The 14,274-nt window shown below is 73.9% G+C and carries 15 protein-coding genes; 8 read left to right on the forward strand and 7 right to left on the reverse strand.

The window, feature by feature from the left end; all coding sequences use genetic code 11:
- Positions 1-58 precede the first annotated feature (58 nt).
- Positions 59-4,072: a HAMP domain-containing protein gene (locus ACZ60W_RS04225; protein WP_469753813.1), complete on the reverse strand. Its 4,014-nt coding sequence runs from the start codon at positions 4,070-4,072 to the stop codon at positions 59-61.
- Between the two features lie 293 nt (positions 4,073-4,365).
- On the opposite strand from ACZ60W_RS04225, the gene ACZ60W_RS04230 reads away from it, so the two are divergent.
- The gene (locus ACZ60W_RS04230; RefSeq protein ID WP_469753814.1) at positions 4,366-4,593 is read left to right on the forward strand and encodes a DUF5133 domain-containing protein; all 228 of its coding nucleotides are present in this window, start codon (positions 4,366-4,368) and stop codon (positions 4,591-4,593) included.
- Positions 4,594-4,840: 247 nt separating this feature from the next.
- Here ACZ60W_RS04230 and ACZ60W_RS04235 read toward each other — a convergent pair whose 3' ends face one another.
- A complete protein-coding gene (locus tag ACZ60W_RS04235) occupies positions 4,841-5,215 on the reverse strand; it encodes a PRC-barrel domain-containing protein (protein ID WP_469753815.1) in 375 nt (124 codons plus the stop codon).
- Positions 5,216-5,279: 64 nt separating this feature from the next.
- A complete protein-coding gene (locus ACZ60W_RS04240; protein WP_469753816.1) occupies positions 5,280-5,504 on the reverse strand; it encodes a DUF6458 family protein in 225 nt (74 codons plus the stop codon).
- Positions 5,505-5,756: 252 nt separating this feature from the next.
- On the opposite strand from ACZ60W_RS04240, the gene ACZ60W_RS04245 reads away from it, so the two are divergent.
- From ACZ60W_RS04245 to ACZ60W_RS04255, 3 genes are all read left to right on the forward strand, one after another.
- The gene (locus tag ACZ60W_RS04245) at positions 5,757-6,845 is read left to right on the forward strand and encodes a serine/threonine-protein kinase (RefSeq protein ID WP_469753817.1); all 1,089 of its coding nucleotides are present in this window, start codon (positions 5,757-5,759) and stop codon (positions 6,843-6,845) included.
- A 177-nt stretch (positions 6,846-7,022) separates the two neighbouring features.
- On the forward strand, positions 7,023-7,379 hold the full coding sequence (locus ACZ60W_RS04250; protein ID WP_469753818.1) for a PRC-barrel domain containing protein: 357 nt from the start codon (positions 7,023-7,025) through the stop codon (positions 7,377-7,379).
- A 49-nt stretch (positions 7,380-7,428) separates the two neighbouring features.
- Complete coding sequence (locus ACZ60W_RS04255; protein ID WP_469753819.1) at positions 7,429-7,572, forward strand: hypothetical protein; 144 nt, start codon at positions 7,429-7,431, stop codon at positions 7,570-7,572.
- A gap of 345 nt (positions 7,573-7,917) precedes the next feature.
- Here ACZ60W_RS04255 and ACZ60W_RS04260 read toward each other — a convergent pair whose 3' ends face one another.
- From ACZ60W_RS04260 to ACZ60W_RS04270, 3 genes are all read right to left on the reverse strand, one after another.
- Entirely contained in the window at positions 7,918-9,063 is a 1,146-nt protein-coding gene (locus tag ACZ60W_RS04260; protein WP_469753820.1) for a hypothetical protein, read from the reverse strand.
- A gap of 16 nt (positions 9,064-9,079) precedes the next feature.
- Positions 9,080-9,637 carry a hypothetical protein gene (locus ACZ60W_RS04265; protein WP_469753821.1) on the reverse strand — a complete coding sequence of 186 codons (558 nt, stop codon included), beginning with the start codon at positions 9,635-9,637 and terminating at the stop codon, positions 9,080-9,082.
- A gap of 328 nt (positions 9,638-9,965) precedes the next feature.
- A complete protein-coding gene (locus tag ACZ60W_RS04270; RefSeq protein ID WP_469753822.1) occupies positions 9,966-10,196 on the reverse strand; it encodes a DUF6213 family protein in 231 nt (76 codons plus the stop codon).
- A 299-nt stretch (positions 10,197-10,495) separates the two neighbouring features.
- On the opposite strand from ACZ60W_RS04270, the gene ACZ60W_RS04275 reads away from it, so the two are divergent.
- Positions 10,496-11,269: a polysaccharide deacetylase family protein gene (locus ACZ60W_RS04275; protein ID WP_469753823.1), complete on the forward strand. Its 774-nt coding sequence runs from the start codon at positions 10,496-10,498 to the stop codon at positions 11,267-11,269.
- Positions 11,270-11,397: 128 nt separating this feature from the next.
- Here the strand turns inward: ACZ60W_RS04275 and ACZ60W_RS04280 are convergent, their stop codons facing one another.
- Complete coding sequence (locus tag ACZ60W_RS04280; protein ID WP_469753824.1) at positions 11,398-12,363, reverse strand: pirin family protein; 966 nt, start codon at positions 12,361-12,363, stop codon at positions 11,398-11,400.
- Between the two features lie 151 nt (positions 12,364-12,514).
- Here ACZ60W_RS04280 and ACZ60W_RS04285 point away from each other — a divergent pair, with 151 nt between their 5' ends.
- From ACZ60W_RS04285 to ACZ60W_RS04295, 3 genes are all read left to right on the forward strand, one after another.
- On the forward strand, positions 12,515-12,859 hold the full coding sequence (locus tag ACZ60W_RS04285; RefSeq protein WP_469753825.1) for a tetratricopeptide repeat protein: 345 nt from the start codon (positions 12,515-12,517) through the stop codon (positions 12,857-12,859).
- 52 nt (positions 12,860-12,911) lie between these two features.
- On the forward strand, positions 12,912-13,472 hold the full coding sequence (locus ACZ60W_RS04290) for a hypothetical protein (RefSeq protein WP_469753826.1): 561 nt from the start codon (positions 12,912-12,914) through the stop codon (positions 13,470-13,472).
- A gap of 97 nt (positions 13,473-13,569) precedes the next feature.
- The gene (locus tag ACZ60W_RS04295; RefSeq protein ID WP_469753827.1) at positions 13,570-14,250 is read left to right on the forward strand and encodes a DUF305 domain-containing protein; all 681 of its coding nucleotides are present in this window, start codon (positions 13,570-13,572) and stop codon (positions 14,248-14,250) included.
- The last annotated feature ends 24 nt before the right edge of the window (positions 14,251-14,274 follow it).

Genomic DNA, 14,274 nt, shown 5'->3' on the forward strand with positions numbered 1-14,274 from the left:
GGGGCGGCGCGGCACCCGTGCGCGGGTGCCGTGCGGGCCGACCGGGTCGGACACGGCGCTACCCCTCGTTCAGCCAGCGGCCGACGCACGCGATCAGCTCGTCGGCGTCGACGGGCTTGGTCACGTAGTCGCTGGCGCCCGAGGCCAGGCTCTTCTCCCGGTCGCCCGGCATGGCCTTGGCCGTGACCGCGATGACGGGGAGCTCCGCGTACTGCGGCATCTCCCTGATCCGGGCGGTCGCGGTGTAGCCGTCCATCTCCGGCATCATCACGTCCATCAGGACCAGGTCGACGGCCGGGTTCTCCAGGAGCGTCCCGATCCCCTTCCGGCCGTTCTCCGCGTGCAGCACGGTGATGCCGTGCAGTTCGAGGATGCCGCTGAGCGCGTACAGGTTACGGGCGTCGTCGTCGACGACGAGCACCGTCCGGCCGTGCAGGGTGGTGTCGATGGTCTGCGGCGCCGGGGCCCGGTGGTCCCCCCGGACCAGGGGCACGACGTCGCCGGGCTGCTCCGCCGACAGGTGCAGGGCGATCCGCTCGCGCAGTTCGTCGAGGCTGGAGAGCAGCTCCAGCGGACGCCGCCGGGCCAGGTCCTGGAGGGCGCGCTCCTGTTCGGCGACGAGCCGGCGGTTGTTGTGGGCGAGGACGGGGACGGTCCGCAGGGCCTCGTCGCCGTCCATGGCGTCGAGGAAGCGCAGGGCGTCCCCGTCGGCCATGTCGACGTCGAGGACGACGCAGTGGAACGGCTGCGTCGCCAGGGCGGCGGCCGCCTCGTCGGGCCCGACGACCGCGATCAGCTCGATGTCCCGGTCGGCGTGGCCGCGGTCGGCGGCGAGCTCCGTGACCGCGTTCTCGGCGACCAGTGCCAGGAGGCCGCGCAGCCGCTCCTCGATCACCAGGAGCCGCCTGGTCGGCCGGGCGGCCGGCGTCACCGTGATCACGGCGGGGGTGCGGTCGGGCACCGCGACCACCAGGTCCCCGGCGGCCTCGCCCGCGGGGGCGGGGAGGGCGGGCTGCTCGGTGAAGTCGGTGCGGTTGACGGGCAGGTAGAGGGTGAAGGTGCTGCCCTCGCCGGGCGTGCTGGCGACCGTCAGGGACCCGCCGAGCAGGTAGGCGATCTCACGGCTGATGGACAGGCCGAGACCGGTGCCGCCGTACTTCCGGTTGGTGGTGCCGTCCGCCTGCTGGAAGGCGCCGAAGATGGCCTCCAGGTTCTCGGGGGCGATGCCGATGCCGGTGTCGATGACGCGGAAGGCGACGACCGGTCCGGCGCGGTGCACGGTCGCGGGGAGTTCGTCCTCGGCGACCGGTTCGATGCGCAGTTCCACGCTGCCGTGCTCGGTGAACTTGACGGCGTTGGACAGCAGGTTGCGCAGCACCTGCCGGAGCCGCGAGTCGTCGGTGACCAGGTCCACGGGGACGCCGGCGGCGGTGGAGACGGTGAACGCCAGGCTCTTCTGCGAGGTGAGGGGGCGGAAGGTGGCCTCGACGTAGTCGAGGAGCCGGCGCAGCGCCACGCGCTCCGGGTTGAGGTCCATCTTGCCGGCCTCGACCTTGGACAGGTCGAGGATGTCGTTGATCAGCTGGAGGAGGTCCGATCCGGCCGAGTGGATGATGCCGGCGTACTCCACCTGCTTGGCCGTGAGGTTGCGGGTGGGGTTCTGGGCGAGCAGCTGGGCCAGGATGAGGAGGCTGTTGAGCGGGGTGCGCAGTTCGTGGCTCATGTTCGCCAGGAACTCGGACTTGTACTTCGAGGCCAGCGCGAGCTGCTGGGCCCGGTCCTCGAGTTCCTGCCGGGCCTGCTCGATCTGCAGGTTCTTGGCCTCGATGTCGCGGTTCTGCGAGGCGAGCAGGGCGGCCTTCTCCTCCAGTTCGGCGTTGGAGCGCTGGAGTTCGTCCTGCTGGACCTGGAGCTCCTCGGTGCGCGAGCGGAGTTCGCCGGCCAGCCGCTGGGACTCGTCGAGCAGTTCGTCGGTCCGGGCGTTGGCGACGATGGTGCTGACGTTGACGCCGACCGTCTCCATGAGCTGCTCCAGGAAGTCCCGGTGCACGGAGGTGAAGGGGCCGAAGGACATCAGCTCGATGACGCCGAGCACCTGGTCCTCGACCACGATCGGCAGCACCACGAGGCTGCCGCGGGCCGTCTCGCCCAGGCCCGAGGAGATGGTCACGTAGTCGGCGGGGACGTTCTCGGCGGCGATCGTACGGAGGCTGCGGGCGGCCTGGCCGACGAGCGACTCGCCCAGCCGGAAGCGGTCGCGGCCCTGGTCCCCGGCGGGCCGGCCGTAGGACCCGACGAGCCCCAGCTCGACGCCGTCCGCACCCTCCTCGGCCAGGTAGAAGGCGCCGTACTGGGCGGAGACGAGCGGGGTCAGCTCGTCCATGACGAGCTCGGCGACGACGGCGAGGTCCCGGTGCCCCTGCATGAGGGCGGAGATCCGGGCCAGGCTGGACTTCAGCCAGTCCTGCTCCTGGTTGGCGCGCGTCGTCTCGCGGAGCGAGCCGACCATCGCGTTGATGTTGTCCTTGAGCTCGGCCACCTCGCCCGAGGCCTCGACGGTGATCGAGCGGGTCAGGTCGCCCTCGGCGACCGCGCTGGCGACCTCGGCGATGGCGCGGACCTGGCGGGTCAGGTTGCCGGCGAGCTCGTTGACGTTCTCGGTCAGCCGCTTCCAGGTGCCGGAGACGCCCTCGACCTCCGCCTGGCCGCCGAGCCGGCCCTCGCTGCCGACCTCGCGGGCGACGCGGGTGACCTCGGCGGCGAAGGAGGACAGCTGGTCGACCATCGTGTTGATGGTCGTCTTCAGCTCCAGGATCTCGCCGCGGGCGTCGACGTCGATCTTCTTCGACAGGTCGCCGTTGGCGACGGCGGTGGTGACCTGGGCGATGTTGCGCACCTGGCCGGTCAGATTGTTCGCCATCGAGTTGACGTTGTCGGTGAGGTCCTTCCAGGTCCCCGCCACGTTCGGCACCCTCGCCTGGCCGCCGAGCCGGCCCTCGGTGCCGACCTCGCGGGCGACGCGCGTCACCTCGTCGGCGAAGGCCGACAGGGTGTCCACCATGGTGTTGATGGTGTCGGCGAGCGCGGCGACCTCGCCCTTCGCCTCCACGGTGATCCGGCGGGAGAGGTCGCCGCGCGCGACGGCGGTGGCGACCTGCGCGATCGAACGGACCTGCCCGGTGAGGTTGGACGCCATCACGTTGACGTTGTCGGTGAGGTCCTTCCAGGTGCCCGAGGCGCCCCGGACGGTGGCCTGGCCGCCCAGGTTGCCCTCGGTGCCGACCTCGCGGGCGACGCGCGTCACCTCGTCGGCGAAGGCGGAGAGCTGGTCGACCATCGTGTTGATGGTCGTCTTCAGCTCCAGGATCTCGCCCCGGGCGTCGACGTCGACCTTCTTCGACAGGTCGCCGGTGGCGACCGCGGTGGCCACGTGCGCGATCGCCCGGACCTGCGCGGTGAGGTTGCCGGCCATGGAGTTGACGGAGTCGGTCAGGTCGCGCCAGGTGCCGGAGACGCCCTTCACGTCGGCCTGGCCGCCGAGGATGCCCTCGGTGCCCACGTCGCGGGCCATGCGCGTGACCTCGTCGGCGAACGACGACAGCTGGTCGACCATCGTGTTGATGGTGTTCTTCAGTTCCAGGATCTCGCCGCGGGCGTCCACGTCGATCTTCTGGGACAGGTCGCCCTTGGCGACCGCCGTGGCCACCTGGGCGATGTCACGGACCTGGGTGGTGAGGTTGCCTGCCATGGCGTTGACCGAGTCGGTCAGGTCCGCCCAGGTGCCGGAGACCCCCGGCACCACGGCCTGACCGCCGAGGGTCCCCTCGGTGCCCACCTCGCGGGCGACCCGGGTCACCTCGGAGGTGAAGAGGGAGAGCTGGTCCACCATGCCGTTGAACACGGTGGAGATCTCGCCCATCAGCCCGCCCGCCTCGTCGGGCAGACGCGTGCCGAAATCACCGTCCCGCACGGCCGTCAGACCGGCGAGGAGCTGCCGGAGCTCGGGTTCGCCCACCGCGGCAGGACCCGGCCGTCCCACGCCGGCCGAGCCCTTGATCGTCGTCTCAGACATGCCCCATCCTTCTTCGCCCGTCGGGCGTCCGCTCACGTGCCGTACGGCCGCGGTCACGTGCCGGAATCGTCGGCCGTTGCTCACGACCGCGACCTCAACCGTTGCCGCACGGCAATCATGACGACAGTACCCCGCCGTGATCCACGCGAGGAGAGCGGAGCGGGACCGTGCGTCCGGAAAACGTTGCCACACCGGGCCAGGAGAACCGCGATCTCCTCCGCATGGAACGCCCGGGCCCGGGTACACGCCGCTCGAACCGGGCGGTCGCGCCCCCAGATGACGAGGGAGTCCCCATGTTGATGGCCCACCCCGCGGTGCTGCGCAATCTCGTCGAACAGTACGAGACGCTGCGGGTGCTCCACGCCGAGAACGGGACCGCCGAGGTGCGGCAGCGCATGGACGACGTCGCCTACACGCTCTGTGTCTCCACCGGTACGCGTGACGTCGACGCGGCCCTGATAGCGGCTCGGCACGGACTGCCCGGCGCCCGTCCGGAGGACGACTCGGTCCTCACCGCCTGAGCCCCTCCCGAGCCCGGCACGGCCGCCTTCCCCCCAGGGCCGTGCCGGGCTCGCGCGTGCCCGGGGGCACCCGTCGCACCCGTCCCCTCGCCGGCCTCGCGCCGCCCGGAGGGCGGCACCGGCGCGTGCGGCGCCTCCGGGAGGCGACGGTGAAGAGCGGCGTACGCGTCACGGCCGCCGGGCATGCGGCCGGCCCGGGACGGGGCCTGTGCTCCGTCCCGGGCCGTCGGCTGCCGGGGGTGGGGTGTCAGATGACGCCCGGACCGCCGTAGAACGGTCCGCCGATGTTGTAGTACGCGCCGATCTCCTCGCGGTACTGCCGGTCGGCGAGGTGCTTCTCGGAGACGAACTCGGGTGCGTCCTTGACCTGTTCCTTGGTGAGGGCCAGGTGGAGGACCTGCCCCTCCAGGTCGACGAGGGTCACGGCGCTCGCCGGCACCAGGACCTCCTTGCCGAAGATCCAGACGCCGGTGTCCACGACCAGATAGGCGTCACCGGCCTCGTCGGAGTGCTTGTCCACCTTGCCGATGTGGCCGTCGGCCGCCTCGACGCGCCAACCGGTGAGGTCGGTGCCCGTCAGGTGGCCGGACTCGGTGCTGTAGCTCCAGATGTGGTCGGTCATCGCTGTCACTCCTTCTCCTGCTGTACGTCGTGTTCGTCGCTGCACGGGACGGGCGCGGGCCCCCTCAGAGGAGGTCGCGGCGACTGTCCTCGGTGACCGTGGGCGCCACGGGCGGGACCACCATCCGGCGGCGGCGGAGGACACTGGTGTAGACGGCGGTTCCGAGGAAGCCCACCGCCATCAGGATCAGGCCGACCAGATCGAGGTTGACCGATTCGAGTTCCCAGTCGGACGCGAACGTCAGCACGGCGCCGACGGCGATCAGGATGATGCACAGTCCCAGACCCATGGGTTGCTCCCTTCCCCTGCGGAGTTCGACACGTCCCGCGTTCCCGGGTCTCGCACGTTCATTCCCCGCCCTCCGCGAAGGGTTCGGGTCCCCGGCCGCCCACGGCCCCGCCGCTCCCCATCTCCTCGCCCCCACAGGGATGTTCGCGCCACGACGGGGCACGCGTCAGGCGCGGGCCTCCGCACACCGGCGGGAGGGCACCCGCCGACGGGCCGGCGCCAGAGGCCGGCGCACACCCCCAGGGAGAACCCGATGCAGGTCCGTGCGAGGTCCATCCATCCGGATCTCCGGCTGACGGCCCACGCCGTCGCCGGCCGCTACCGCCTCGACCGCCTCCTGGGCCGCGGCGGCGCGGCCGACGTGTACGAGGCGCTGGACCTGCGGCTGCGCCGGGCCGTGGCCGTGAAGATGTTCCGGCCGTCGGAACCCCGCGGACCGGAGGCGCAGTGCGCCGAGGAGGGCCGGCTCCTGGCCCGGATGCAGCACCCCGGCCTGGTGACGCTCTACGACACGGGCAGCGACGAGGGACTCCCGTACCTGGTGATGCAGCTCGTGCGCGGCACGACCCTGCGGCGGCGCGTCGCCCGCTCGGTCCTCACGCCCCACGAGACCTGCCGCGTCGGCGCGGCGCTGGCGTCGGCCCTCGCCCACGTGCACGCCCGCGGGGTCGTGCACCGCGACGTCAAGCCGTCGAACATCCTCCTGGACGGGACCGACGCCCCGCACCTCGCGGACTTCGGGATATCCCGCCGCGTCGACGGACCGCCCGAGCCCGCCGCCGCACCCGACCGCACGCTGCTGGGAACCGCGTCCTACATGGCTCCCGAGCAGGCCCTGGGCCGCCCCGTGGGCCCCGGCGCCGACGTCTACAGCCTGGGCCTCGTCCTCCTCGAAACCCTCAAGGGCGAGGCAGAGTACGGCGGAACACCCCTGGAGGCCGCCGTCGCTCACCTCCACCGGAACCCCGTGCTCCCGCCCGGCCTGCCGCCCCGGCTCGGCCGGCTGCTCACGGCGATGACCGACCGCACCCCCGCGTCCCGCCCCGACGCCGCCGCCTGCGCGAAGGCCCTCGCCGACCCGCGTACGCCCGGTCCTTCCCCCGAGGGTGCCCCCGAGCCGGCGGCCACCCGGGCCGGCCTGCCGGCCGGGGGCCGGGAGGACGCTTCCTCCGCCCGCCCGGGCCGTCGCCCCGGCGTACGGGCCGTCGCCGCGACCCTGGTCTCGATCGGCCTCTCGCTCACCGGCACGCTCGCCGGCTCCCCTGCCGACGACGCACCGGACGCGTCCCCGCCGACGTCGCCGAGCACGGCCCCCGTCGCGCCGTCGTCCCCCCGCGGCTGAGACCACGTCCGTCCCTGACGTCCACTCACAGCTCCTGCGGAGCACACCTCTCCCCGCGCGGGACGCCCTCGGCGACCCGTGCGGATCGGCAGGCGTGAAACCGCGTCCTCGGGCTACACGGATCACCAACGCACCCCACCGGGTGCGGTCGATCCCGACGACAGGAAGGGAGCACCCATGACGCACGACATCTGGACCTATGGGGAGACGACGGCCCACGCGGCCCACCTGGACCTGACGGGATACGTCGTCGAGGCCACGGACGGCCCCGTCGGAAAGGTCGCCCTGCACGAGGCAGAGGCCGGCCGCAGCCACGTCGTGGTGGACACGGAACCGTGGATCCCCGACCGGCGCGTCATCCTGCCGGCCGGTGTGGTGACCGCGGTCGACGCCCCCACGGGCACACTCCGCGTCAACTGCTCCAGGGCCCAGATCGAGGCGGCCCCCTCCTTCGAGCCCGGCCCGGAGCACCCCCACGACGACGGGCCGCACCGCATGCGGCTCCTCGACTACTACCTCGCGTTCTTCCGCTGAACCCACGTCCCCAGCAGACACCTCGCCCCGCCGACCGGAGGAGATTCCCGTGACCGCACTGCTCGCCCGCATCAAGCGCCTCCGCCAGAGTCCCCAGGGCCGCCGCGCCGCGGCCACCGTCCGCCGCGCGGCGGCCGACCCCCACCGCCGCGCCCAGGCGCAGCGCTTCCTCAACAAGCTGCGCCGCCGCTGACCGCCCGGTCCGGCGCCCCCACCCACGACGATGCCCTGCGCGAGGCAGTACCGCGCAGGGCATCGTCGTGCGTAGGGGCGTCCGTGGGTCCCTACGTCCTCACGGCCCCGGTTCCGTCCCGCCCGGCCCCGCACATGCCGCCGCCCGGCGGTGCGGGCTGGCTGCCGGGCGCACGGCCGGGGGCGGGGATCAGGGGTCGGGGTCGGGGTCGGAGGGGTCGGGGATCGGGGGACGGTGTTCGGCTTCGAGCGCGCGGTTCCGTCGGTGGTCCGACGGCGGCCGGCCTCCGGCTCCGGGGCCGAGGGGCCCGAGAGCCGGAGGCCGGGTCCGGTCCCGGGCCCGGGGTCAGGCGTCGAGGAGCCGGTGGAGCAGCGCGCGGTACTGGCGCAGGGCGTGGCGCAGGCTCTCGGTGTCGGCGTCCCGGCCCGCGCTCCACTGTCCTTCGAGGGTGTTCCTGTGCTGGGCGAAGGTGTCCGCCAGGGTCCTCATCACATCGCCGACGAGCACGTCGGCCGCGTGGACCGCCTGGCGCGGGTCGTCCACGAACTGGCCCTGGACCTCCCGCCACCGCGCGCGGAACGCCTCCTGGTCCCCGGCACCGAGCAGGTCGGGGACCTCGTCGTCCGCCGCCCGGTCGTGGGGCCGGGCGGGACCGAGCTCGTGCCGGGAGCCGCGCTCGGCCGGGCCGTCGCCGGGTGCGGCCTGCCCCGGGCCCCGCGCGGAGGAGCCGTGGGCGCCGGGGGCCTCGTGCGCGCCGTGGGCGTCACGGGTGCCGCGGTCGTCCGCGTCCGTGGCTGCCGTCGAGCGGGGCGGTACGGGCGGCATCGGCGGTACGGACGGCTTCGGGTCCGTGGTCCTCGGCGCCGACGGGGCCTGCGGCGCCTCGGCGTGCGGAGCCCGGGGCTGCTGTCGCGGCACGTGCGGGGAGGCGACACCCGGACCGGACGCGGCGTACGGGGAGCCTGCCTGCGGGACCTGCGGGGAATCGGTGCGCTGCGGCGGGACCTGCGGAGAGTCGAAGTACTCGGGAGCGGCCTGCGGGGGCGCGGCCTGCTCGGGCCCGGCAGCCTGCGGCGGGGTCTCCCGGCCGGTCTGACGGGGCACGGCGGCCCGGGACGGGTCCTTCCCGAGCGGATCCTGCGGGCGCGAGCCGTCCTCACGCGGGACGTCCTCACGCGGCCCGTCCCGGTGCGGCTCGTCCTGGCGCGCCTCCTCCCAGGGCGGGGGCTCCGGGCGCGGTTCCGCCTGGCGCGGGGCTCCCGTGTCCGGGGCGTCCCGGCGCGGATCCTCCCGGCCCGCGGGCGGCGCGGCCGACGGCGTCCGCTCGGCGGGCGCCCGTCCCGCGTCGCCGCCGTCCGTCCCGGATTCGGGTGCGTTGGGGCGGCGCGGTTCCGCCCAGGGATCGGTGCGGCCGGCCGTGTGGTCGGGGTGGTGGCGTCGGGCGGGTGCCTGCGTCGTCCGGTCGGGCGTGTCCTGGTGGTGTCGTCGCATGTCTCCTGCCTTCGCGTCAGGACCGGCGTGCGCCGGTCGGCTCGCTGTCGGCGAGCAGGTCGTCGAAGAGGGTGCGGTAGTCGGTCATCGCACCCCGCAGCTGTTCGGTGGTGGCGGCGTTGGAGGTGCTCAGCGCGTGCACCTCAAGGGCGGCCCGGTAGTGCTCCAGCGTGCGGCCGTGGCGGACGGACAGGTCGCGGAGCCGCTGCTCGTACCCCTCGGCGGGGTAGCCGCGGTCCCGCATCAGCGCCCGCACCAGCTCGTCGGCGCCGTTCACCGCGGCCTCGGGCCGGTCCACGAACTCCTCCTGGACCCGGCTCCACAGGCGGGCGTACTGCTCGCGGGCGGCGCTCGTCACGGGTTTGACGTCGAGGTCGTGGAAGCGCCGTTCCCGGGCGTCGAGTTCCTGTTCCGCGGCCTTCCTGCTGCCGCTGGCCTCGACGGCCCGCTCGTACTCCGGTCCGAAGCGCTCACGCAGTCGCTCCCGTCTTCTGCGGGTCACCGCGGCGGCGACGCACGCGGCCACCGCGACCGCGGCGACGACGACGACGGCCAGGACGATTCCGGTCGACATCGGCTCACACCCCTCCGTGCACTCTCGGCGAGTCGCACTGTCCCGTCCCCGTGGCTCCGGGGGCTCGTAGCGGTCCGCGTGCCCCGGGCCCCGGAACGCAAACCGGACGTCGGCGGACGTACACGGGCCGTGCCCGGGACGGAGCGCCGCCCCCTCCGCGTGAGCGCGCGGCCGAAAGGGCCGGAACAGGGCGTGCCGCCTGCGCGAACGGGCGGACAGGCGCACCGGGGAGAGGGGCGGAGGGACGGAAGGCCGCCGCCTCCGCGCGTGGAGCCGAACGGGACAGGGGCGGCAAGGGCCCGGGCCGCGTGGGGCCGGGCCCGGAGGGTCAGGAGGTCTCGTCGCGGGGTGGCAGGAAGGCGATGCACTCGGCGTCGAGCTGATCGGCGACGGAGAGCAGCTGTCCGACGAGCGTCCGGGCGGCCTCCTCGCCCGAACCGCTCTCGTCCAGGGACCCCACGCCGTCGTCCGCGAGCTGCCGCAGCAGAGCGGTGACCTCGCCCGCGGGGATCAGCAGGCCCGCCTCACCGGCGGAAATAAGGGAGAGCGCCAACGCCATGGTGCATCGCCTCCGCGATTCGACGGCCCCGCGTCCGCGGGTCCGTAAGCTCCTGTGCCGCTTCTACCCTGCTCGACGGCGCGCCGCACACACCTCCGCGCCACGCGAAAAGGGCGGACCGCTTCGCACCCGTCGGCCCGCGCGTTCCGGTCGCCGCCGTACGGAGTTGTCCGCGAACTCCCCCGAAATTGTCCGTGATCGGTAACGGACGCATCCCCCGGACGACGAACGCCGTCCTGACGAGTGGTCGCGACGCGATCAGGAGCCGGTGGGGAGCCGGGGAAAGAGTGGGGGCGGACATGGCACGGCACGGTGACGGGCGCGGTTGGTACGGCAAGCTGGTCGGGGCGGCGCTCGGGGTGACGGTCCTCGCGACCGGGGCGTCGGTCTGGACCGCGCACGCCGGGTCCACGAACGACGCCGCGCCGAGCGCGAGCAGGCCGGCCGAGCCGGTCCAGGCCGTCAAGCCGGTCTCGAAGACCATCGCGCACGCCTCGGAGGCCGGCGCGCGGGGCGTCAACATCACCATCGACGACGGCCCCGACCCCGTGTGGACCCCCCAAGTGCTGGACGTGCTGGAGGAGTACGGGGTGAAGGCCACGTTCTGCATGGTGGGGACGCAGGCGCAGGCCCACCCCGACCTCGTCAAGAAGGTCGTCGCGGCCGGACACCGTCTCTGCAACCACTCGGTCTCGCACGACACCGCGATGGACAAGGCCCCCCAGGACTACCAGAAGCGGCAGATCCTCGACGCCGAGCGCATGATCACCCAGGCGTCCGGCGGCGTCCGCCCCGTCTACTACCGCGCGCCCGGCGGCGCCTTCACCCCGTACAGCCGAGGCGTCGCCGCCTCCCGCGGCATGCGTCCGCTCGGCTGGAACGTCGACACCAAGGACTTCGAACGCCCCGGCACCGACGCCATCGTCGCCACCGTCGAGCGGGAACTCCCCAACGGCCCCACCCTGCTCTTCCACGACGCCGGCGGCGACCGCTCCCAGACCGTCGAGGCCCTCCGCCGCCTCCTCCCCCGCCTCAAGGAGCAGGGCTACGTCTACGGCTTCCCCACGCGCTGAACCCCGGCACCGGGCGCCCTCACGGACGGGCCCTCAGGAGGGGCGCGTCCCCCGGACGGCAGCCCCCGCGCCCGGGGCGGTCCGGCGCGCGGGGCGGGCTCGGCGGGAGGCCGGCGGCGACGGCCCCGTCAGCGGACGCGGCCGCGGGACTTGAGGTGGGTGGCGGGGACGTCCGGGGCGTCGAGGCGGGCGCCGTCGTACCCCTTCACCTCGCCGAAACGGTCGCCCGTCATCCAGTCCTCCCTCGCCTGGCGGATCTCCTCGTCCGTGCGGCCGACGAAGTTCCACCACATGACGAGCTCCTCCTCGAAGGGTTCGCCGCCCAGGAGCATGAGGCCGGCGTCGGAGACGGCGTGGAGGGGGAGCTCGGTGCGGCCGCAGCCGAGGTAGAGCATGGAGCCGGGAAGGACGGGGACGCCGTCGACGCGGGCCTCGCCGGACATCGAGAGGACGGCGTACTCGAAGTCGGGGTCGAGGGGCAGCCGGGTCTCGGCGCCGGCGGTGAGGGAGAGGTCGGCGCCGACGAGGGGCGTGTAGGTGGTGCCGGGCGAGGCGGCCCCGTCGAGGCTGCCGAGGATCACGGTGGCGGTGAGGCCGGCGGCGGTGACGCGGGGCAGCTCGGCGTGGTGCTGGAAGTGGGGCTCGACGTGGCGGTGGGCGTCCGGGAGGGCGACCCAGAGCTGGGCCCCGTGCAGGAAGCGGGCGTGCGGGCGGGGGCTCTCCTCCGAGTGGGAGATCGCGCGGCCCGAGGTCATGAGGCCGAGCTCGCGGGGGCGGATCGTCTGGAGGCTGCCCGTGGAGTCGCGGTGCAGGACCTCGCCCTCGTGGAGCCAGCTGACGGTCTGGAGTCCCATGTGGGGGTGGGGCGGGACCTGCATCCCCGGTTCGTCGGCGATGTCGTCCGGCCCGTAGTGGTCGACGAAGGCCCAGGCGCCGACCATGCGGCGGCCCAGGTTTGGCAGGAGACGGCGGACCTCGGTCGACTCGCCGAGCTGGACGCGGCGGGGGCTGAGCAGCTCCCGCACCGGCTCGGCGACGACGAAGCCGCGGCCGCCGCAGACGGTCGGCGCGGCCTGACGATCAAGATTGCTCATGTCGCTCAACCTTCTCTGTCCGGTTCCGGGGGTCGGAACGCCCCGGGGCGGGCGGGAGCACCCATGGTGGAATGTTCAACCAACCCGTCGTGTTGACGTGATCGGCCACCCCACAGGGTGGCAGATCCGGGTCTCGGGAAAGGGACGGCAAGTGAGCGACACGTACTACGAGTTCGGAACGGCCGGAGAGCGCTGGGAGCGCGCCCGGTTCTTCTTCGAGGCGAAGGAGTACGGGACCGCCGTCCGCATCCTGAACGGCCTCGTCGCCGAGCACCCGGAGCAGACGGCCCAGCGGCTCCTGCTGGCCCGTGCGTACTACCACTCCGCCCAGCTCTCCAAGGCCGAGACCGAGCTGCGGGCCGTCCTCGACCGCGACCCGGTCGAGCACTACGCCCGGCTGATGCTGGGGCGCACCCTGGAGCGCCAGGGACGCGGGGCCGAGGCGGCGCCGCACCTGCGCCTGGCCGCCGCGATGGCGGGCGAGACCGTGTCCTGACGCGCATCTGATACCCCCACACGGTATATTCCGCGGCCAGGAGGTCCTGGCTGTGCGGACACATCGAGCGGAACGCGACGGACCAGCGGCGGGTGCCCTGGCGCACCTGCTGCTCGTCGTCGTGCTCGCGCTCGGGGTGTTCCTGATGCACGCCGTCGGTCACCCGGAGGGCTCCGGCGGCGGCACCGGCACCGGCACCCACGCTGCCTCGTCCGGGGGAACCCACGCCGGTGCGGCCGCCGCCGCGGTCGAGCCGGCCGCCGCGCCGGCCGCCGCCGGCTCGGGGGACTCCCCCGGCATGGCCTCCGCCGGCGCCGAAGACTCCCCCCGCATGGCCTCCGCGGGCTCCTTCCCCCTGGCCTCCCCGGTCGCCGCCCCGCAGGGGGACGGCGGCTCCGACGCGCGGCACGGACCCGCGTCCGGGAGGGACATGAGCACGCTGTGCGTGGCGGTCCTCGGCACCTGGCTGCTCGCCGGCCTCGTCCGGGCCGCGCTCGCGCGCCGCCCCGAGTGGCTCACCCTCCTCCTCGCACGGCTCGCCCCCGCGCCGGGCCCCCACGCGCCGCCCCGCCGCCCACCCGACCTCGCCCGCCTCTCCGTTCTGCGGATCTAGGCCGTACCCCCGCCACGGGCGCTTCTCGCCGCCCGTGAACGACTTCGGCCTGCCCTTTTCCGTCCGTACGACCGGACCAGCACAAGAGGTGTCACCCATGCACGTCCTCACCCACCGCACCGCCCGGAAGCTCGCCCTCGTCGGCGCCGCCACCGCGACCGCGCTCCTGCTCGCCGCCTGCGGCACGGACGACGGCGCGAGCGGACGGGACCACGGCGGCTCGTCCGCCGCGGACACCGCCCCCGCCGCCCCGTCGGGAGCCGCCGCCGAGGCCGGCGCTCCCGGAGCGTTCAACGACGCGGACGTCATGTTCGCGCAGATGATGATCCCGCACCACGAGCAGGCGCTGGAGATGGCGAAGCTCGCCGACGGCCGCGCCGAGGACCCCGAGGTCAAGGAGCTGGTCGCCGCCGTCGAGCGGGCCCAGGACCCGGAGATCGCGAAGATGAGGGCCTGGCTCAAGGGCTGGGGCGAGCCCGAGGCGGCGGATCACGGCGCCGCCCATGGCTCCGGCTCCGGCTCCGGCTCCGGCTCCGAAGGCGGGATGGCCGGGATGATGTCCGAACAGGACATGAGGAAGCTGGCCGCCGCCAAGGGCCGCGCCTTCGACCGCGCCTTCGCCGAGCTGATGATCGCGCACCACGACGGGGCGGTGGCCATGGCCAGGGAGGAGCAGAAGAACGGCCGCAACGCCGCCGCCAGGAAGCTCGCCGACGACGTCGTGCGCACCCAGTCGGAGGAGATCGCGGCGCTGCGGAAGATCCTCGGCCGGATCTGATCCGCTCCCGGCCCTCGGAACGGC

Source organism: Streptomyces sp. NPDC104202, assembly GCF_055584185.1.